The sequence below is a fragment of the Pontibacter deserti genome (genome assembly GCF_023630255.1).
GTDB classification, from domain to species: domain Bacteria; phylum Bacteroidota; class Bacteroidia; order Cytophagales; family Hymenobacteraceae; genus Pontibacter; species Pontibacter deserti.
This window is the reverse complement of the sequence record NZ_JALPRS010000001.1, coordinates 1,359,602-1,379,804: the sequence shown is the minus strand read 5'-3', so window position 1 is coordinate 1,379,804 and position 20,203 is coordinate 1,359,602. Positions and strand designations below refer to the sequence as shown.

The 20,203-nt window shown below is 43.3% G+C and carries 19 protein-coding genes; 13 read left to right on the top strand and 6 right to left on the bottom strand.

Translation table 11 applies throughout. The annotated features are described in order from the left end of the window. Positions 1–9: 9 nt before the first annotated feature. From MJ612_RS05965 to MJ612_RS05950, 4 genes are all read left to right on the top strand, one after another. A complete protein-coding gene (locus tag MJ612_RS05965) occupies positions 10–648 on the top strand; it encodes a chemotaxis protein CheC (RefSeq protein WP_222619608.1) in 639 nt (212 codons plus the stop codon). Between the two features lie 360 nt (positions 649–1,008). Then, positions 1,009–2,337 (top strand): polyamine aminopropyltransferase, encoded by a 1,329-nt coding sequence (speE, locus tag MJ612_RS05960; RefSeq protein ID WP_187030391.1) that lies wholly within the window; start codon positions 1,009–1,011, stop codon positions 2,335–2,337. Continuing rightward, positions 2,309–3,397, top strand: coding sequence for an agmatinase family protein (locus MJ612_RS05955; RefSeq protein ID WP_187030389.1), 1,089 nt, complete (start codon positions 2,309–2,311; stop codon positions 3,395–3,397). The genes speE and MJ612_RS05955 overlap by 29 nt, the downstream gene beginning before the upstream one ends. A gap of 51 nt (positions 3,398–3,448) precedes the next feature. After that, on the top strand, positions 3,449–3,787 hold the full coding sequence (locus MJ612_RS05950) for a phage holin family protein (protein ID WP_187030387.1): 339 nt from the start codon (positions 3,449–3,451) through the stop codon (positions 3,785–3,787). A 59-nt stretch (positions 3,788–3,846) separates the two neighbouring features. Here the strand turns inward: MJ612_RS05950 and MJ612_RS05945 are convergent, their stop codons facing one another. Beyond that, positions 3,847–4,179, bottom strand: coding sequence for a four-helix bundle copper-binding protein (locus tag MJ612_RS05945; protein WP_187030385.1), 333 nt, complete (start codon positions 4,177–4,179; stop codon positions 3,847–3,849). 159 nt (positions 4,180–4,338) lie between these two features. Between MJ612_RS05945 and recQ the strand changes: the two genes are divergently transcribed. Beyond that, the gene (gene recQ / locus MJ612_RS05940) at positions 4,339–6,474 is read left to right on the top strand and encodes a DNA helicase RecQ (RefSeq protein ID WP_394802023.1); all 2,136 of its coding nucleotides are present in this window, start codon (positions 4,339–4,341) and stop codon (positions 6,472–6,474) included. Positions 6,475–6,548: 74 nt separating this feature from the next. Here recQ and MJ612_RS05935 read toward each other — a convergent pair whose 3' ends face one another. After that, on the bottom strand, positions 6,549–7,916 hold the full coding sequence (locus MJ612_RS05935; protein WP_187030383.1) for a S8 family serine peptidase: 1,368 nt from the start codon (positions 7,914–7,916) through the stop codon (positions 6,549–6,551). A 546-nt stretch (positions 7,917–8,462) separates the two neighbouring features. Here MJ612_RS05935 and MJ612_RS05930 point away from each other — a divergent pair. The 8 genes from MJ612_RS05930 to MJ612_RS05895 all read left to right on the top strand — a co-directional run bounded on the left by MJ612_RS05930 (position 8,463) and on the right by MJ612_RS05895 (position 14,549). Next, positions 8,463–9,233 carry an XRE family transcriptional regulator gene (locus tag MJ612_RS05930; RefSeq protein ID WP_187030381.1) on the top strand — a complete coding sequence of 257 codons (771 nt, stop codon included), beginning with the start codon at positions 8,463–8,465 and terminating at the stop codon, positions 9,231–9,233. A gap of 181 nt (positions 9,234–9,414) precedes the next feature. Next, entirely contained in the window at positions 9,415–10,134 is a 720-nt protein-coding gene (locus MJ612_RS05925) for a pirin family protein (RefSeq protein ID WP_187030379.1), read from the top strand. Positions 10,135–10,254: 120 nt separating this feature from the next. Continuing rightward, positions 10,255–11,496, top strand: a complete 1,242-nt coding sequence (locus MJ612_RS05920; RefSeq protein ID WP_187030377.1) for a pyridoxal phosphate-dependent aminotransferase — start codon at positions 10,255–10,257, stop codon at positions 11,494–11,496. Between the two features lie 150 nt (positions 11,497–11,646). After that, positions 11,647–12,027 (top strand): carboxypeptidase-like regulatory domain-containing protein, encoded by a 381-nt coding sequence (locus MJ612_RS05915; RefSeq protein ID WP_187030376.1) that lies wholly within the window; start codon positions 11,647–11,649, stop codon positions 12,025–12,027. A gap of 92 nt (positions 12,028–12,119) precedes the next feature. Next, entirely contained in the window at positions 12,120–12,794 is a 675-nt protein-coding gene (locus MJ612_RS05910) for a DUF6843 domain-containing protein (protein ID WP_187030373.1), read from the top strand. An 88-nt stretch (positions 12,795–12,882) separates the two neighbouring features. Continuing rightward, positions 12,883–13,245 (top strand): hypothetical protein, encoded by a 363-nt coding sequence (locus MJ612_RS05905; RefSeq protein ID WP_187030372.1) that lies wholly within the window; start codon positions 12,883–12,885, stop codon positions 13,243–13,245. 83 nt (positions 13,246–13,328) lie between these two features. Continuing rightward, the gene (locus MJ612_RS05900; protein ID WP_187030371.1) at positions 13,329–13,772 is read left to right on the top strand and encodes a hypothetical protein; all 444 of its coding nucleotides are present in this window, start codon (positions 13,329–13,331) and stop codon (positions 13,770–13,772) included. A 93-nt stretch (positions 13,773–13,865) separates the two neighbouring features. Further along, on the top strand, positions 13,866–14,549 hold the full coding sequence (locus MJ612_RS05895; RefSeq protein ID WP_187030369.1) for a hypothetical protein: 684 nt from the start codon (positions 13,866–13,868) through the stop codon (positions 14,547–14,549). Between the two features lie 157 nt (positions 14,550–14,706). Here MJ612_RS05895 and MJ612_RS05890 read toward each other — a convergent pair whose 3' ends face one another. The 4 genes from MJ612_RS05890 to MJ612_RS05875 all read right to left on the bottom strand — a co-directional run bounded on the left by MJ612_RS05890 (position 14,707) and on the right by MJ612_RS05875 (position 20,062). Further along, positions 14,707–16,533 (bottom strand): M2 family metallopeptidase, encoded by a 1,827-nt coding sequence (locus tag MJ612_RS05890; protein ID WP_187030367.1) that lies wholly within the window; start codon positions 16,531–16,533, stop codon positions 14,707–14,709. Between the two features lie 139 nt (positions 16,534–16,672). Then, positions 16,673–17,203: a nuclear transport factor 2 family protein gene (locus MJ612_RS05885; protein WP_187030365.1), complete on the bottom strand. Its 531-nt coding sequence runs from the start codon at positions 17,201–17,203 to the stop codon at positions 16,673–16,675. A gap of 35 nt (positions 17,204–17,238) precedes the next feature. Beyond that, positions 17,239–18,576, bottom strand: coding sequence for a DNA recombination protein RmuC (rmuC, locus tag MJ612_RS05880; protein ID WP_187030363.1), 1,338 nt, complete (start codon positions 18,574–18,576; stop codon positions 17,239–17,241). Between the two features lie 103 nt (positions 18,577–18,679). Beyond that, positions 18,680–20,062 (bottom strand): DEAD/DEAH box helicase, encoded by a 1,383-nt coding sequence (locus tag MJ612_RS05875; protein ID WP_187030361.1) that lies wholly within the window; start codon positions 20,060–20,062, stop codon positions 18,680–18,682. Between the last annotated feature and the right edge of the window lie 141 nt (positions 20,063–20,203).

Genomic DNA, 20,203 nt, shown 5'->3' with positions numbered 1-20,203 from the left:
TTAATTAGCATGACAAACATTACGGAACCTCACGTAACTGAACTTGAACGCGATATAATTAAGGAGATCCTTAATATCGGGCTGGCACGTGCAGCAGATTCTTTTGCAGCCATTGCTAAAGATAAAGTATTACTTAAAGTGCCGGATATTCAGCTGATAGAGGTAAAGGAACTTCTAAAGCTGGTTTCAAAATATGAGAGCACCCACTTTATCATCCAGTCAGATATAAAAGGGGACTTTAATGGTGCTACATTAATGCTCTTTTCTGATAACCATATTGCCCGTTTATCAGAAGTTTGCCTTGGTATGATAGAGGTACAGAAAGGTGAAGTGAGTGCCATGCAGGAGTCGTTGCTACTGGAGATAAGCAATATTATAACTGGTGCACTGGTTACTCAATTAGCTAATATCCTGAAAGCTAACATTTATGGTTCGCCGCCTAAAGCTCCTAAAAGCCATATTGCTGATTCTCTGAAAGATATTCTGGTGCAGCATCCGTTATTCCAACCATTGGTTTTTACAGTTATCACCAAGTTTACGCATAACTATAAAAGTGTAGAGTTGCCTTTGCTGTTGTTTTTTGATACCAGCACGTTCCTTAAAATACTGGAAATAATCCGCACCTTCGACCTTGATAAAAAAGCTTAATAAAGCACTGCTCAATAAAGCATTATTTACATACCCGTTATACCAGCTGCTTTAGCTAGCATTTATACTTGCCTTACCAGAGTTGCAAGTATAGATTTACTTAGTAGCAGCTTATTTACCGTATATACATGCTATCCCAAAGCTTAAACTATGGTTTAAGCTTTTTTCATTTATACTTGTCAATCTCATCATAATCAGGTGCTTTTAAAGCTGTTTGTTCTTCTTCTTGATATTTCCTGATTTATAACTTATTGCATGTCAGTAAAGTATATGCTAAGCTGTATAGTATACTTTTGATTATAGCCATAGTTTTCGTTTTTTTGCCTGAACATTAGATTTTCACAATATCATACCCAATTAATGAACGCATTAGGAAGACACATCCTGGTAGAATTTTACAACTGCTCTCCTGAACTGATGAACGACGTAGTTCATATCGAGAACAGTATGGTAGCTGCAGCTGAAACAGCTGGAGCCACTGTAATAAACAGTACATTTCACCACTTTTCGCCTTATGGTGTATCGGGTGTGGTGGTGATTCAGGAAAGTCACCTGGCGATTCATACCTGGCCTGAGTATGGCTACGCAGCTGTAGACCTTTTTACCTGCGGCGATTCTGTTGACCCTTGGGTATCTTATAACTACCTGAAAGATGCTTTTGAGGCAAGTCATGGTTCTGCGATGGAGTGCCGTCGTGGGCAGCTGGACCTGTTGAAGCGTATGGATTTTAACCTGGAATCATTGAGAGATGTGTCGCCACAGCCACAGGAGAAACTGGGTACCATTACCCGTGATGTGTGGTTTACAGAGCGTGATGAAAATATTGCCCTTTCACTGAAGCACACTGGCAACCAGCTCTACAAAAAAGACTCGCCTTACCAGCGCGTGGAAGTATATGAAACACTGGCATACGGCAACCTGCTTACGCTAGATGGTATGGTAATGTGCACGCAGAAAGATGAGTACGTGTACCATGAGATGATCACGCACGTGCCAATGTTCAGTAACCCGAAAGCAAAACGTGCACTTGTAATTGGTGGCGGCGATGGTGGTACTGTACGTGAACTACTGCGTTATGAGCAACTTGAAGAGGTTACTCTAGTGGAAATTGATGAACTTGTAATTGAAGCCTGCAAACTTCACCTACCAGAAACAGCTGTAGCTTTCGATAACCCACGCCTGAACCTGTTGGTTGAAGATGGTATCAAGTATATTAAAGAATGCGCTGACGAGCTGTACGACCTGATCATAGTTGACTCTGCTGACCCTGTTGGTCCGGGCGAGGGTTTGTTTACTGCATCTTTTTATCAGGAAGTATACCGTTGCCTGACTAATGATGGTATCATGATCACACAAAGTGAATCTCCTCGCTTTAACAGCGGCGTATTTGTTGAGATCTATGATACTTATAAGCAGATATTTGGTGCTGAGAAAGTACATTGCTACCTGGCAGCTATCCCGACCTACCCAACAGGCACATGGAGCTTCTCTTATTCTTCTAAAGGTAATGCACATCCGCTTACTTTTGATGCAAATGCTGCTGCTGCATTTTCTTTAGAAAAGGGGCTGAAATACTACAATGAAGACATCCACAGAGCTGCTTTTGCTCTTCCTAATTTTGTTAAAGAACTTTTAAACGCTAAACCAGGTCAGGTAACAGATGAGTACTCCGCAGAACCAACAGCCTAACAGCAAAGCCGAAAAAATTGCCAGCTTCGATCCGAATGGAGTAGGTGATGTAAATGCAGGCCTTTTTGGTTTGCCATTTACCGTGGATGAAGCTGAAGTAGTAATTATACCTGTGCCTTGGGAAGTTACTGTATCTTATAGCGCAGGTACAGCCAATGGTCCCCAGGCTATACTGGATGCTTCTCCGCAAATTGACTTATTTGAGCCTGCTATTAAAGATGCCTGGAAAGTAGGCATAGCCATGGAAGAAATATCGGAAGAGTGGCATGCGGTAAGTGATGAGCTGCGTGTAAAAGCCGAAAAATATATCACATGGCTCGAAGAAGGTGAACCTGAAGTGGATGCTGCTGAATTGGAAGATGTACCTGCTGAAGTAACTGCCAAAGGAGAGGAACTGCTGCTGTGGCTGAAACAAAAAGCACTGGGGTACATGGAACAAGGTAAATCGGTATGTGTGCTTGGCGGTGACCACAGCACTCCGTTAGGTCTGATCCATGCGATGGCTGAAAAGCATGAAGAGTTTGGTATACTTCAACTGGATGCACATGCTGACCTGCGTATTGCTTACGAAGGTTTCAAATACTCGCATGCTTCTATCATGTACAATGCGTTGCAGTTGCCACAGGTTAAGAAACTGGTACAGGTAGGTATTCGCGACCTGGCTCAGTCTGAAGCTGAAATGGCAGAGCAGTCTAACGGGCGTATCACCATGTTCTATGATGCAGTGCTGAAAGAGAATCTTTACGCAGGTGACAGCTGGAAAAAGGAATGTAAGAAGATCATTGCACAACTGCCACAGAAAGTATACCTGAGCTTTGACATAGATGCACTCGACCCTAAACTTTGCCCTGGTACAGGTACACCGGTTCCGGGTGGTCTGGAGTTTGAAGAAGCTGTATACCTGATCAAGCAACTCGTAAAATCAGGACGCGAAATTATTGGCTGCGATCTGAATGAAGTAGGCCCGGGAGAAAGTGAGTGGAACGGTAACGTAGGTGCACGTTTGCTTTATAAGATATGTAACTGGATGGCAGTGTCGCAAGGCAAGCTTGAAGTATAGGTTATTGTAGCAGGAATATCAATATAGAATTATACACTCACTCTACGTACCATGACTGGATTTTTTATTAAAGTGCTTATTACTGGTATTGCAGTAATTATAGCCACTTACATCATCCCTGGTGTAACTATAACTGATAGTTTTTTAACGGCATTTGTATTTGCGTTTGTACTGGCGCTGTTAAATACTTTTCTAAAACCGGTATTGACTTTTCTTACTATACCTATTACCGTTATGACGCTAGGTCTATTCCTGATCGTGATAAATGTAGGAATGGTGTTGCTGGCTGATTACCTGGTTGACGGGATTAACATTGCAGGTTTCCTTACCGCTCTAATTTTTGGTATTGCTATAGCTATACTTACCTGGATACTTAATCTGATCTTCTAAAATAGAAAGACTAATAAAAGAAACGGGGCAGGATGTATTCCTGCCCCGTTTCTTTTTTCTTAGCCGTTCATCCATTGGCTGCAGGCATCGGCACATTCACGGCAGATGTCGGCGCAATGCTGGCAATGGTCATGGTCATGCTTGCGGCACTCTTCTTCACAGGCACGGCATATTTCAATACACTCCTTCATTACGTGCCTGGCATGTTCTGAATTACGGGCAACAAATTGAGCCGTTATAGTACAGATATCGGAGCAGTCGCGGTCCAGCATTATACAGCGGGCCATCATTTTTACATCATCTTCCTGCAGGCACATGGTAGCGCAGGTTTCGCAGGCTGTTACACATTTAATCAGAACATGTTCCAGGTTGTTTGTTCTCTCAGATTTCATAGTTTTTATTTTGGTTGCTATCTATAAACCTACGGGGTGCTACTCAGTTAGTTATAAAACTTAGGCGTAAGTGGGGCTACTCCCGTGGCTAAAATAGTCTTATCTTTGGGTAAGCAGAAGCAGGTGCGGCAGGTAACAAATGCTGCCAGATTTATAGTTATGATGGAGATACGGGAAGCGCGTGAGGCGTTAAAATTATACTTTGGCTACGACAACTTCAGGCCGATGCAGGAGCAGATTATCAGCTGTATCCTGAAGCGTCAGGATGTGGTGGTGCTTATGCCAACAGGCGGTGGTAAATCGGTATGTTATCAGGTGCCGGCTGTGGTAATGCCCGGTTTGTGCGTGGTTATTTCGCCGCTTATCGCCCTGATGAAAGACCAAGTAGAAGCCTTGCTGGAGAATGGAATTAATGCTGCCTTCCTGAACAGTTCGTTGTCAGCTGAAGAGCAGTACAAAGTAGAGAATGCCTGCCTTGCCGGTAACCTGAAATTACTATATGTATCTCCTGAGAAATTACTTTCTGCCGGTTTCCTTTCTTTCCTGAAAAGGGTGCAGGTTTCATTATTTGCGGTGGATGAAGCACACTGTATCTCCGCCTGGGGACATGATTTCAGACCGGAGTATACGCAGCTTAAGATACTAAAGCAGCAGTTTTCACAAACTCCAATGGTTGCCTTAACCGCCACTGCCGACAAACTTACCCAAAAGGATATACAGGAGCAGCTTTACCTGCGCGATCCACAGATTTTTATTTCATCTTTCGACAGGCCAAATATAAACCTGATGGTGAAGCCTGGGCGGGATCGCTTTAATAAGATCACAGAGTTTCTGGATAAGCACCATAAGCAACCCGGTATCATTTATTGCCTCAGCCGCAAGGGCACAGAAGCAATTGCTGATAAGCTCAAGAGAAGTGGTTTTAAAGCAACCTGTTACCATGCCGGCATGAATGCACAGCAACGTGCAAAAGCACAGGAAGATTTTCTGAAGGATGATGTGCAGATCGTGTGTGCTACTGTAGCCTTTGGTATGGGAATCGACAAATCGAATGTAAGGTGGGTAATACACTATAACCTGCCTAAAAATATTGAAGGATATTACCAGGAGATTGGTCGTGCCGGAAGAGATGGTGCTAAGTCTGATGCGCTGCTGTTTTATAGTTACGCTGATGTAATGAGCATGCGCAATATGCTGATGGAAGGTAACGAGAAGCAAACAGAACTGCAACTGGTAAAACTGGACCGGATGCAGCAGTATGCCGAAGCTACCATTTGTCGTCGACGGATACTGTTGCAGTACTTCGGCGAAACCATGTCTAAGGATTGTGGTAACTGTGATATCTGCCGAAATCCTCCCACATCTTTTGATGGTACCCTTGTAGTGCAGAAAGCGTTGTCTGCCATAGCCCGTACGCAAGAGAAGGTAAATATGGGCTTACTGATAGATGTGTTGCGCGGCTCTCGAAATGCACAGGTAATGGAAGGTGGCTACGACCGGATTAAAACTTACGGAGCAGGGCGTGATATAGGTACGATGGACTGGCAGCGCTACCTGCACCAGATGCTGAATGCAGGCCTCGTGGAGCTAGCGTATGATCAGAATTATACTTTGAAACTGACAGAGCAAAGCAGGCAAGTGTTATTTGAAGGCCGTAAAGTGCAGCTCGTGAAGTTTGATGAAGTTAAACAGCCTGTAGAAGAAGTAAGGAAAGCCAGACCTAAAAAAGAAGTAATCCAGGATGCGCTATTTGAGCGACTCCGTGCCTTGCGGAAGCGTATGGCTGATGAACATGGCGTGCCACCTTACGTTATCTTTAGTGACAGTACCTTACAGGAAATGGCTGCTGAAAAACCGACAAACCGAATTGCCATGCTGTCCATTTCTGGTGTAGGTTCTTTAAAGTATGAGCGCTATGGTTATGATTTTGTGAATGAGATAATCAACTTCATAACGGATGAGCAAGAGAAAGGTAATAAAGTAAAAGGCGCTACGCATCTGGTAACTTACGAAGCGTTCAAGAATGGCAATAATCCTGAGCAGATAGCACAGCAACGTAAGCTGAACCCAGTTACTATCTACTCTCACTTAGCGACGCTTTACGAGCAAGGCTACGAAGGAGTTGATTTATACCGGTTTGTAAATAAAAAGGAGTATTTGGCTATATGCAAATCAATTGAAAGTTTAGGTGCTGATGCCAAACTCAAGGATTTATATGACGCCCTAGGCGAACAATATGAATACCATAAAATAAGATTATCTATAGCTATCTTTAAAAGAGAACAGCTAGGGTAAGAATAGAAAGTATAAATATAAAAGAGCCGGCCCTTTTGAGAGAGCCGGCTCTTTTATATTTATACGTAATGTGATTACTGAACTACAGCAATGGCATCTGGGTTAGCATCAACGTCGCCGGTAACAGTGCCATTTGAGTTAACCTTGCCTTGTAGTAAAAGTATACCAGCTACGTGCGGTGCAGCAAATGAAGTACCTGTTTCGTAGTGGCTGATGCCTCCGTTTCTTACTGTGCTGGTTACGTTTACGCCAGGTGCAGTAAAGTCTACTGGTGTACCATAGTTAGAGAAAGTACCGAAACGATCATAACGATCCATAGCTGTTACGGTGTAAACTCCGGCTGCATTAACGCGTGCAGGAGAATTATTGATACAGTCTGTGCCGCTGTTACCAGATGCAATAGCGAACTTTATACCTTTAGATGCTGCAGTTAATACTGCATTATCCAGCGTAGAAGAAATACCGCCACCAAGGCTCATGTTTACAACATCGCCGGGCTGCGCTACACTTATTACATGGTTTACAGCAGAGATAGCACGAGACATTGTACCCTGGCCTGCATCATCAAATACGCGTAATGCAACTACGGTAGCACCAGAGGCAACACCGATCATACCAGAACCGTTGTTTTTAGCTGCAATGATACCTGCCACAACAGTACCGTGTCCGTAACCATCTTCCACAGACGTAATGCCATAGATAAAGGAAGCACTTCTGTTTAAGTCTACAGTAAGGTCAGGGTGATCTGTATCTATACCTGAGTCAATGATCCATACTGTTTTACCAGTGCCATCGCCATAACCTACACGCTGGATGTTCCAAGGCACAAGTTCACCAGTTTTAGGAGTTATAGTTGTATAAGTGCCAGTAGTTGGAGCAGGCTCAGTAACTACCGGAGTAGGCTCAGTAGGAGCTGGCTCAGTTGGTGCAGGTTCTGTTGGGGTAGGTTCGGTAGGGGCTGGAGCTGGCTCCGGAGAGGTTGTTGTTTTTTTGCCGCCTTTACCTGAACCGCTTGTTGTAGGTTTACCTAAGGAAATAATTCTGTCCTGCTCTACATAGGCAACTTCCGGATTACTTTTAATAGCTGCTAGCTGCTCTTCAGTAAGTTTAGCTGCAAAACCATTTATAGTTCCTTCAAAAGTTTCTTTCACTGCAGACGCCTCTACATTCAGGTTACGAAGCATGCGCTGACGAACACTTCTTAATCCTTCGCGCTCACCTGCAGACATTTCACCAGTACGAACTGCGCTTAGGTCGTTTGATGATTTTTTCATTACCACAATGTACTGGCCTTTAATTGGCTGACCGTTCAACGGATCCTGAGAGGTGATAGTTTGATCGAACTGCTCTTCCATCAGTTCTTCTTTCTGGCAGCTGGTTAAAGTAACAGCTGAAGCCAGAACAGCCAGAGATAAGGCTTTCTTAAACTTGTTAGACATCATGATAAATTTTGGCTATAAGTTGAATTTTATTTTTGTAACCTTTCTGATTTTCGGGCGTAACCGCCACAATCTTTATTTAGTTCAATATGAGGTACAACAATTTTAAAATAGCTCACAATTGTTAGTAGGTTGTACTTTGTAGTTGTAGTGAGATAACTAAATAAGTTAAGCGTTCTCAGAACATATACTTAATGCAATATATTTAATGCCTTTCTGTTTTTCTTTAAACTTAATTTTTGTGTGCAATGTATTCATTTACATGATATTGTACCCTGCTGTAAATATAGGAAGGAGTTTGTGACAATTCAAAAAGTTATAATTGTAAAAGGTTTTAAAATTTAAAAATATTTTATAAAATAGTACTTTAAATGTATTTCATTTTGTGTTATGAAAGACATTCGGATTTACAAACAAGAATAAATGCTAAAATAATAATTTGCTAAAAATGTTAGTAATTTAGCAAAGTGATGTTTATATTTACATGTCATATCCATATAGTATGTGGAATGGCAGAATTTGAGCTAACATTATTGGCACTTAGAAGATATGGTAACATCAAACTTAAGATACCTGCGAAAGAAAGCAGGATATACCCAGGCGCAGCTTGCCGAAAAGCTTGATATAAAAAGATCGCTGGTGGGAGCCTACGAAGAGGGAAGAGCAGAGCCTAAATTAAGTACACTTGTTAATATTGCGCATCTTTTCTCCATCACTCTTGATGAACTTATAACTACAGATCTTGCAAATACGCCTGCTGTGGGGGCAACACCTAAAGCTACAGACGGTAAACTTCGCGTGCTGGCTATAACTGTAGATGGTGATGATAAAGAAAACATTGAACTGGTTCCATTAAAAGCCAGCGCTGGATACCTGAATGGATATGCTGATCCTGAGTTTATAGAAGAATTGCCTCGTTTCAGGTTACCAATGTTGGGTAACAGCGGAACATTCCGTGCTTTTGAGATCAGTGGCGACTCCATGCTTCCAATTACATCCGGTACCGTTATTGTCGGGCGTTATATTGAAGACTGGAAAACTATAAAAGATGGTACTCCTTGTATTATCGTTAGCCAGAAAGAAGGTGTAGTTTTCAAGCGTATCTATAATAAGTTACAGGATGCAGCCGTACTGCGTTTACATTCAGATAACCCGGTATACTCGCCTTATGAGCTTCATGTAGAAGATATACTGGAGATCTGGGAGGCTAAATCATATATTAGTTCTACGTTCCCTATTGCTGATCTTTCACTGGATAAGCTTTCTTCTATTGTTTTAGATCTGCAGAAAGAAATGCAGAAACTAAAGAAGGTAGACTAAGCATATCTTAAGTATAAAGTATAAATCCTGTGCGGTTCGCTGTGCAGGATTTTTTTATGCACTTGTTTATAGGTACCTGCCAGATTATACATTTTCAACAAGTATCTGCAATTATGCGTAAAGGCTAACAGCAAGTATAAATTAGTGTGTAGTATGCCAAACCTATACTTATAGAAGCACAATGATAACACAGATAACAGCTTCCGAGCGCCACGAAGCAAGAACAGGAGATTGGCTCCGGTCAAATTACCTCTTCTCTTTCGCAGATTATTATGATCCTGCTAACGTACAGTTTGGCCCACTCCGGGTTTTTAATGACGATTATGTGAGCCCCGATTCCGGTTTTCCTACACATCCGCATTCAGAAATGGAAATTGTAACAATTGTGCTGGATGGTGAAATTACACATACCGATAACTTAGGAAACGACCTGGTAATAGGTGCCGGTGAGGTGCAACGAATGACCTCCGGTACGGGTATGACACACTCGGAAGCAAACAGATCTGACAAAGACGTGCATTTGTTGCAGCTATGGTTTTTGCCTAATAAACGCCGTCTTGCACCGTCTTACGAGCACATGAAGATCGACTTTACGGATACAAAAGATGAATTGGTGCCACTTGTAACCGGGCAGAAAGTGCTGGAAGATGTTGTGTTTATCAATTCCAATTCAACTATTTACTACGGCAATTTCAGTCAGGGCAAAGATTTGGACTATCAGACCTATAAGATTCGCAAAAGTTTAATTTATGTACTGGATGGCAATCTTATAGTTAATGGTGTAGAGTTGGAGCAGAATGACCAGATCAGGCTGGAAGACCAGGAAATGATTTCTTTTCATGCTACTTCAAAAGCATCTTTTATACTGGTAGATGTTCCGGCTGTGGAAGCAAACTACTAACATATAAACTTATACTACCAGGAGCGGCTATACTTGTAGGTCAGGTATAGCCGCTTTTATTTTGTGCTAGTGGCTGAGCGTAATATGGACTAAAGTGTATTTCGCTTAAATTTGTATGTGATGATACAAAGAAGCGAGCGGCTCAATAACGTGTCTTATGACTTGTGTGGGCCAGTATACGAGAAGGCAAAAGAGTTAGAACTACAGGGGCATTATATTACCAAGTTAAATATTGGTAACCCGGCACCATTCGGGTTTGATGCTCCACCTGCCATTACACAGCATATTATTGAAAACCTGCACCTTGCCCAGGGGTATTCTGATCATAAGGGAGTCCTGAGTTCCAGGGAAGCCGTGAAGCGCTACTACGAAGGGAAGGGCATTGCCAACATACATGTAAATGATATTTGCCTGGGCAATGGCCTGAGCGAGCTGATCATGCAATCGGTGCAGGCGCTGCTAAACGACGGGGATGAAGTGCTGGTGCCTTCTCCGGATTACCCGCTTTGGACGGCAGCTGTACGTTTTTCGGGTGGCAAAGCTGTTCATTATTTATGTGATGAAGACTCGGAGTGGTTTCCGGATGTGGCTGATATTAAATGTAAGATCAGTAGCCGCACCAAAGCTATAGTTATCATCAACCCCAATAACCCTACTGGTGCAGTTTACTCCAAAGAACTTTTGCAGGAGCTGGTGACGCTGGCGGAAGAACATAACCTGGTTGTTTTCTCGGACGAGATTTACGACAAGATTCTCTATGATGGCACTGAATTTATATCAACGGCTACGCTCTCAGAAGATGTGTTATTTGTTACGTTCAGTGGGTTATCGAAGAATTATTTAGCAGCTGGTTTTCGGGCTGGTTGGATGTTGGTGAGCGGAGCAAAGCACAAAGCAGCAGCTTACATCGATGGCCTTAACACACTGGCCAGTTTGCGGGTATGCAGCAATGTGCCGGCACAACTGGCCTTACAGGTGGCTTTAGAAACCCCGGCAACTATACACGACATGGTATTACCTGCTGGAAGGCTGGGGGAGCAGCGCCGCATCAGTTACGAAAAGTTAACTGCTATACCAGGTATTACCTGCGTTAAGCCGAAGGGGGCTTTCTATCTCTTCCCAAAAATTGATGTGAAGAAGTTTGACATACAGGACGACCAACAGTTTGTACTTGATTTTCTGGCTGCGGAACATGTGCTGCTGGTAAATGGCGGCGGATTTAACTGGCACAAACCCGACCACTTCAGGATTGTATATTTACCGGAAGCTAAAGAGCTGAGCCGGACAATGGATAAACTGGGGAATTTCTTGAGTACTTATCAGCAGGGGAGAGTTATAAGTCCGGTTGATGTTGTTTTATAGGTTGAATTGATTAACTACTTTTAATAAGCAAACAGATCCGTTTTGAGCATTTGCTGATCTAATATAAAATATAACACCTCCACATATAGTGCAGATAACAGGAGTAGGTACTCCTGATATACAATAGTTGGGCAGTAAATGAAATTATGAATGGATAGAATCAGTATCATTTTACTCATACTTATTAGCCTGCTAACTTTTACATCAGGACAAGGACTTTCTCAATCTAAAAGAACAATCAAGGGCAAGGTGATGACTGAAAAGAATGAACCTTTGCCTGGAGTAATGATTCACGAACTGGGGACAGAAAATGGTGTTGTTACTGATGTTGATGGTGTATTCGAGTTGACTGTAGAAAGGAAAGATGATGTCTTCATAAAATTAATTGGTCTGCATTTAGAGAAGTATGTCAAATACACCAAAGACGAAGACAGCAAAAAGTTAACCTTGTATAGCTATAGAATTTCAAAAAAGGAAAGTAGGAAAAGCAAGGAAGTATTTGAAGAGTGGAAGAGTAAAACTAAGAACTAGAAATAATTCATTGCCCAACAAGGTTTATAATCTAGTCTGCGGCTATGCCTTGCCCACATTATACACGAGTAACGTTATAGGGTATAAAATGTATGAGTAAGAAAGACTCAAATATGTATTATGGTGTAGGCATAGCTACGTTGCTGTTGGGGGTTTTTCTGTTCATGACCTTTTGGCTAATGTACTTTGGTTTTGCCTGTTTGCTGTTAGGTGCTACTATAATTATTCTTTCTAAGAAAAACTGGAAGTATAAGTTTGCTGCTATTGCTCTGCCCGTAGGGTTCGTATTATTCGCAATTTCAAGCTCACTTGCAAGACCAGAAATTTATTTAATACCTGAAGGATTTAAGGGGTCAATATATGTGGTTTTTGACCAAGAAAAAGGGCAGGCAAAGGAATATGATGGGCTTAGACGCATTTATCGAATACCCGAAACAGGCGTACTCTTCACTCAATTCGAAAGGAATGAAGGAGTACTGAATCAAAAGTTTTTCTTTGTTACAAAGGCAGGAGAAAGAAAAGAAATCGGTGTACTTGATGTACGGGATTATAACGATGAGACAACAATAAACCCTAGACCAACCGAGCCACCAAGGGATAGTTTAGCAGTATTTAATCCAGGACAAATGGGAAAGCTGAGTATGTCCAATGAAGATGAAGAAATGTCTTATACAGCTTTAACTGTAGGCACCTATTCTGAAATTGAAAGGCTAAACTATCTAGATCCAAGCTATATTGATAGCCTAAAAAAGGAAAAAGAAAATTAAACCCTATAACAAGGTGCAGCCTTAACCCTCGCTATGCTTCGGGCATAGGCTGCACGAGTAACGTTGGCAGCAATTTAATCAAGGAAAAATGGAATTAGAAGACTTGCTTTCAAATTACGTGCTAGGTGATGGGGAAATCATTTCCATTGAAACAAATCTGAATTATCAAGAAAGAAACAAGTCAGCCGCAACAGTCGACTTAATTATAAGAAAGTCAGTAGATAAGAAGAAGTTTGAAAAATGTAGAGTTAAACTCAAGTTTGAGCAGGTGATTGAAGTAAGTATAAATGAAGATTTCGGTAGCGTCTATTACTCTGATGTAGTTCTTGTAAAGCAAGAAAATGGTTCTTACTATTTGTCTTTAGACCCTTATGGAAATTCTGGTAAGCCTCACGAAGATGATAACTTAATCATCATTGCAAACGCATTTGCAATTGAAGAGATAAAATAACTCCAGCCAACAAAGTATAGCAGGTAGCCTTCGGCTGAAGCCTCGCCATCTGCTATACCAACACGTTGGCGTGCATTTGAACTATGAAAAAGACTTCATTGATACTTTTTACTTCAATACTGTTTTCCTGTTCATCTGAAGCAGATAAAGCAAGTATAGAAAATAATGAAGGCTCAGAAGTAGTACCCGATAATCACAGCAGGGCAACTGAGAAAGATAGTTTAGAGATACCGCCTGATGGAGAATACAGATTTGACGTCGCTTTCGCGGAATGGGATGGAAAATCTATGGGCGAGAAAGTGACTGTAGTTATTCAAGGTGATTCAGTAAAAGTAATTTATGCAGGCGACGGCAAATTGACTGCAGAGAAGGGTGAAGTGCTGGACGAAGGGATTATTCTCAAACATAAATCTGGAGACTGTATAATAGCACGTGACAGAAAAGATGTAAATCTTGATGAAATCGGTGGATGTACTGGTGGACCATCAATAATTGACTTCATGAACAAGAAGTTCTGGATGTGTTAAACAGAAAAACGAAACCCCAACAAGGTATAAAAACCAAACTTCAGCTTCGCCTTGTTTGCCTTTTATACTAACCGTTAGGTGTCACTTAAGATTATGAAGAATAACATATTTATACTTTTAGCACTTGTTCTGTTTGGCTGTAACTCTTCCTCATCGAAAGAAGCTGAAGAACCTGTTGCAGCAGAAAGGGCTCACATAAAAGAATCAGCAGATGGCTCAAACGCACCTATCAGCCAAGCTAATGAGCAGAAAGCAGAAAAGCCTATCAATACCTTCACTAGCGAACCAAGTATAATAGCTGAAGATTTCTTTGACTGGTATGCAGGTGTGACCAATAACCAAGAGACAAATGAATATCAGGCAAAGTTTGTGGCTGACAAGGAAGGAATGATGACTCTTGACTATACCCAATATATAGCTAACCTAAGAAGGCTTCACTTTTCCGAAGAGCTTATAAATCAAGAAGTAGAAAACTACAGTAACTGTATCAACAGTATCAAAAGCTTCAAGTATGCTGAAAGAGAGAAGCACCTTGAAGAAATTGAAGATTACGAGAGTATTGGGTGTGACTTCTTCAACTCTTTTCGCTGGACCAAGTCTATGGACAATTTTGACGGTGCCAGAGTTATTGGAGAAGAAATAAAAGGAAACTCTGCCGAAGTTAAGGTGCAGCTATACAACTATGACGCTGGTAAAAAAGAATTTTACTATTGGAATGAGCCATATATGGTAAAGCTGAAGAAGGATAATGGCAAGTGGGAGATTGTAAACCTGTAGAGAAAAGCGCCACCTAACAAAGCACACAAGTTATGCTTATGCTGCGACTCTGCCTCGCACTTCGTCTACACCAGCCCGTTATCATCTCCAAAGTATAAAACAAAAGCAGCGACAGATCTCCCCGTCGCTGCTTTTGTTTTATAGTATAAGCTATACTTTAGATGGTATACTTACGGCCTTTGTTTTGCTGTTTTAGGTAAGCCATCAGCGGTTGGAAGTATGCTACCATGGCTCTGGCGCTTAGTTCTTCACCTGTTTTCTCCTTCAGCATTTTACGCCAGTCAGCCGATGCACCTGGGTACATGATGTCGTTCAGGAACTTGCCCACTTCTTTGTTGCCATAGTAGTTGGTGGCGTGCGGGTCCTGCTTCAGGATGTTCTTGGCGATATGGTCGTGCAACTGGAACAGGATCACATAAGACAGCGCGTAGTCATAATACTGGGCAGCATCGTCGTTAATGTGCGTTTTAGTTGCCGGGTCCAGGTAGTTTTCGCCGCGCTCGGTTGGCGGCACCATACCCTGGTACTTCTTAGCCAGTTCCCACCAACGCTTGTTCAACTGGTCAGCAGGCAGGTTTTTAGCGTAGAAGTCGTGTTCCCACTCGCTCATTACACCTGATGCAAAAGGTATAAACGTAACGTAGCTCAGCGCTTCTTTTAATAAGGTCTGTACCTCGTCTGTCTTAGCATTTTTGTCTATCAGGTTCAGCTCTGCCAGGAATGGTTTCTGCATCGCTGCCAGACCCATTAAGCTACCAATAGCCTCGTGGTAAGCACGGTTTGCACCGCTACGTAACAGCACCGGCACATCCGGGTTGGTGTAGCTCATGTAATAGTAAATGTGGCCAAGCTCGTGGTGCGTGGTTTCATACCACTCCGAATTTGGCTCTACGCTCATCAGGCTGCGTACGTCCTTATCCAGGTCCATGTGCCAGGCCGATGCGTGGTTGTTCTTTTTATAGTTGGCGTTTGCCGGCAGCGGGTACAAACTCGATTTGGTATAGAACGTTTCCGGTAATTCATCAAAGCCTAGGCTTACATAGAAGCGCTCTGCCTGCTCCACCAGCCATTTATCTCCTTTTTGTTTCAGGGCGCCATCCAGGTTTATACCTTTTACTTCTACCATTGGGCTCCAGTCCTGGCCCCAGCGGTTTGGCAGCCAGTGTGCAGGCAGGTAATCTGGCACTTCTTTGGCACCATATTGTTTGGCTAGTTCATACCGGGCGTAGGTATGCAGTTCACGGTACAGCGGCAACAGCTCCTTGTTTATCTGCTGCATCATGGCCATCATTTCTTCACGGGTCATGCCGTAATCTGATGCCTGGTATGTAAAGTAGTCGTCGTAGCCCAGACTCTGCACTGTTTTGTTGCGCAGGTCGCGGAGATTCAGCAGACCAGGCTTAAGACCCGGTCCAACTTCTTTACTGGCATTCCAGGCAGCAAGACGCTTTTTCAGGTCGTTCTCACTTTTCAGGATGTTGTCAATATCATTGGTTGTAACAGACTTACCTGCAATTTTATAATCAAAACCGTAAAGTTTTTCGGTCTGCTCAGTCTCTGCTTTAATGCGGGCCTTTACTACATCCGGTACAGTCTGAGGGTTATTGGCTGCTGCAAAAAGTATAGCATTCAACTGTTTCACCTGTAATGGAGTCAGCTGCTCTTTTTGCTTCAGGAAACCACGAGCCTTCTCTATGTTTTCTACGCTACCGGTAAAAGCAGCAAACGCTTCGTTGGCTCGGCGCGTGTTAGCTGCATTGGTCGTATCACCTTCTACAATTTTTGTATTAGATGCCCATTCTGCTTCTGCTGATCTGGTATACAGCTGCTGGAATGTTTTAGCATAACTGTCCAGAAAAGCCTGCACGTCCTGTTTTACAGAGGCTTGCTCAGTTGTTGTAGTTTGAGTTGCTGTTTCAGTTTTCTGGCTGGTGCAGGAGAAAAGTATAGCTGCCGTTAAGCCGGTTAAAATGATTTTTTTCATAAGGTGAGTTATGGTTGTCTTACTAAGATACAATGTTACAGAAGCAGAAGCAATAACCATGCGAGCAGCTTTTATACTTCCTAAAGCCAATACGTCAGAAATAAAAAAAACGCAACCGTTAAACAGCTGCGTCCATAAATTATTCCATTAAACCTACTTGTTTCAGAAAGGCCATCTGGTCAAAATAAGAAACGTCTTCTATAATCTTCCCATCCTTTACTTTCAGGCGTGCAAATATTTTCAGTTCAAAGGTCTTGCCTTTCATCTGTGCCGGATCATCAGGGCTAATGTTCTCAATAGTTCCTGTCGATACAAACTCAACTGCTACCTCGCCATTGCTGTGGATGTAGTGCTTTACTTCATCTTTTACATTGGGTGCCATCTCAAACAGCGGACCGTATATTGTTTTTACATGATGCGCCCCAACAACAGGCTTTTCCATTTCAGGCGACATAAACACAACACTATCTGCATATAGTGTCTGCATGGCAGCCAGGTCGTGGCTGTTAAAGGCTTCAAACATCTGGTGCATTACCTTCACGGCAGCAGCATCGGTGCTTTCGGTGGCTATAGTTGCTGTTTCAGGAACTTCTGTTGCCGTATTGGTTTGCTGCTGGCAAGATAAAGTTGTGCCTGCAAGTATAAGCAGGGCAGGGAACAGGTTTTTCATGGTTTTATAGATGGGTTATAGTTGCTCCAGGTAAACTATAGGTTTATTTCAGAATTTTCTTCCGTTATCTGCGCTTCCAGTAGAAGGCTCTCATCTATGGTTTTGCTGGTTTTGGCACCTAATTCCTTCAACTGTTCCACCTTGCGTATCAGGTTGCCTTTGCCTTCGGTAAGTTTGTTCATGGCCAAACCATAAGCCGATTGGCTCTGCTCAATGTGCTTGCCTATGGTTTTCAGATCATCTACAAAGCCTACAAACTTGTCGTATAGTTTGCCGCTTTCTTCTGCTATGCGTATCACGTTTCGTTTCTGGTCTTCCTGTCGCCACACACCGGCCACTGTACGTAATGTTGCCAATAGGGTAGAAGTAGTTACCAGCACAATGTTCTTCTCAAATGCATCGGTAAACAGGTCGTGGTCGTTTTGCAGGGCCAGGTTAAAGGCCGGCTCTATCGGGATGTACATCATCACGAAGTCCGGGGAGTTGATGCCACTTAAACGATGGTAGTTCTTGCTGCTCAGATCACGGTAATGCGTGCGAATAGAATTTATATGACTGCGCAGGTACGTCTCCAGTTGGGTATCGTCTTCGCAGCTGCAGTAGGCTTCGTAGGCAACCAACGATAGTTTGGAATCGATGATCAGGTGCTTGCTGTCGGGCAGGCGGATGATCACGTCCGGACGGTATACTTTGCTCTCGTCGTTCTGGCGTACTTCTTCGCGCTCGTAATGCAGGCCTTTGCGCAACCCGGATTTCTCCAGCAGGCTTTCCAGCAGGTATTCGCCCCAGTTACCCTGCGTTTTGCTTTCGCCTTTCAGTGCTTTGGTCAGGTTCAGGGCATCCTGGCTCATTTGCTGGTTAAGCGATGCAAGTTGCGTTATCTGCTCTTTTAAAGAAACACTGTCTTTCAGGCTTTTCTCGTAGGTGGCATCCACCTTAGCTTCAAATTCCTTTATCCTGTCCTTTAACGGTGAGAGAATTTGCTCCAGGTTTTCGGCAGAGACTTTTTTGAAGTGCTCGGCGTTGTTCATGAGCACCTGGTTAGAGATGCTGGTAAACTGCTGCAGGAATTTCTCGCGAAGCTGTTCCAGTTCGGCTGTCTGCTCCTGCAGGCGCTTGTTCAGGTAATCATAGTCAGTTTCGGCTTTTGTCAGGGCATTGGTCAGGTCCAGTATTTCGGTCTGGGTTTCGCGGAGCTGTGCTTTCAGCTGCTCAGATTCTTCAGCTTTTAACTTTGCCTGTCCCTCCAAAACACCCTGCGCCACAGCAGCCTGATTTATACTTTGCTGCAAAGCACTTATTTTACCTTTAAGCGCCAGGTAGGCAACTATAAGACCAACTAAAAAAGCTGCTATACCAACTAGAATCTCCATAGAAGGTAAAGGTAAACTTTTTTAGTATTTGAAGCTATAGTTTTGCTAAGGAAATTAGCTAAATATAGATAAGGGTCTGCAGATAAGAACTATACCTATAGTCTTACTTAACCAGGTGCACCCTGAATTTACGGCCCTTGATCTTTCCGTTGTTCAGCTTTTCGGCTATAGTTTGGGCTTCCTGCTGCGGCACAGCTACAAAACTTGCCCTGTCCTGTACTTCAATTTTCCCAATCTCTGCAGAAGTTAAACCAGTCTCAGCTATAATGGCACCTACAATATCGCGGGGGCTGATCTTGTCTTTTCGGCCGGCATTTATAGTAAGCGTGGCGAAAGCAGATGTTTGCGCTGTAGCCGGAGCTGCAGATTTTTTCAGCAGTTCCTCTGCCTTCAGCCAGTTATCCATACGCACCTGGTCCCAGTCGCGGAGTTTGCGTTCGTCGCGTTGGCTAGCCAATGTATAAACGGTTCCTTTTTTACCGGCACGACCTGTGCGACCGCTGCGGTGCTGGTAAGCGGCTACATCATCCGGCAGTTCATAATGTATGATTGTTTCGAGCAGGTCAATATCTAATCCACGGGCGGCGAGGTCTGTGGCTACCAATACCTGTGTGGTGCCGTTGCGGAACAGCGTCATCATTTTATCACGGTCGGGTTGCTCCATACCACCATGCAGCGGACGAGCCGCTATACCTTCGGCTTTCAGGGCATGTGCCAGTTCGTCGGCTGCGGCGCGTGTATTACAGAAAACAACAGTACCACCGGCATTTATACTTTTCAGTAGACTCACGACCGCATCTTGTTTTTGTGGCTGCTCTACTTTTATTCCTATTAATTTTAGCTGGTCAGGTATAGCGTTGGCCGAAGCTTTTACGAACTGCGGGTTTTTCAGCGATTCCTTTATCAGGTCCTGCACATCCTGCGGCATAGTAGCCGAGAAAAGTATGGCCTGGCGTTTTGCCGGGAGCGCCTCCATTATCTGGTCGATCTCTTCTTCAAAACCCATCTCCAGTAGCTTGTCCGCTTCATCCAGAACCAGTTGCTTTACTGTACTCAAATCCAGTGTTTTTCGGAACAGGTGATCAGTTAAGCGACCGGGAGTAGCCACGGCAATTTGCGGCGGATGGGCCAGCGAAGCACGTTCCTGTGAAAAAGAATGCCCTCCGTAAAAAGCACTGATCTTCAGGTTGGGAATGTTCTTGGCATATTGTTTCAGTTCCTGCCGTACCTGTAAGGCCAGTTCGCGGGTTGGTACAAGTATAAGCGCCTGTATCTGTTGCTTTTCAGGATTTACCTGCTGGATGATCGGTAAGCCAAAAGCTGCCGTTTTACCACTTCCGGTTTCAGCCTGCGCTGCCACATCCTGGCCACTTAACAATAGAGGAATGGCACTTAGCTGGATAGGTGTAGGCGAAGTATAGCTTAGTTCCTGCAGGTTTTGCAGTATAACCGGGTTGAGTTTCAGGTCCTGGAAAGTGGTAGCCATAGTATAGGTATATACTGCAAAGGTACGAACATGCTTTGGCTTTAGCTATTCGGGGAAAAGTATACACAGGGTTGGGGTAACAGTATAAAATAAAACTGCACCAGTAGCAGCTACCGGTGCAGTTAACGCTATACTCTTTTT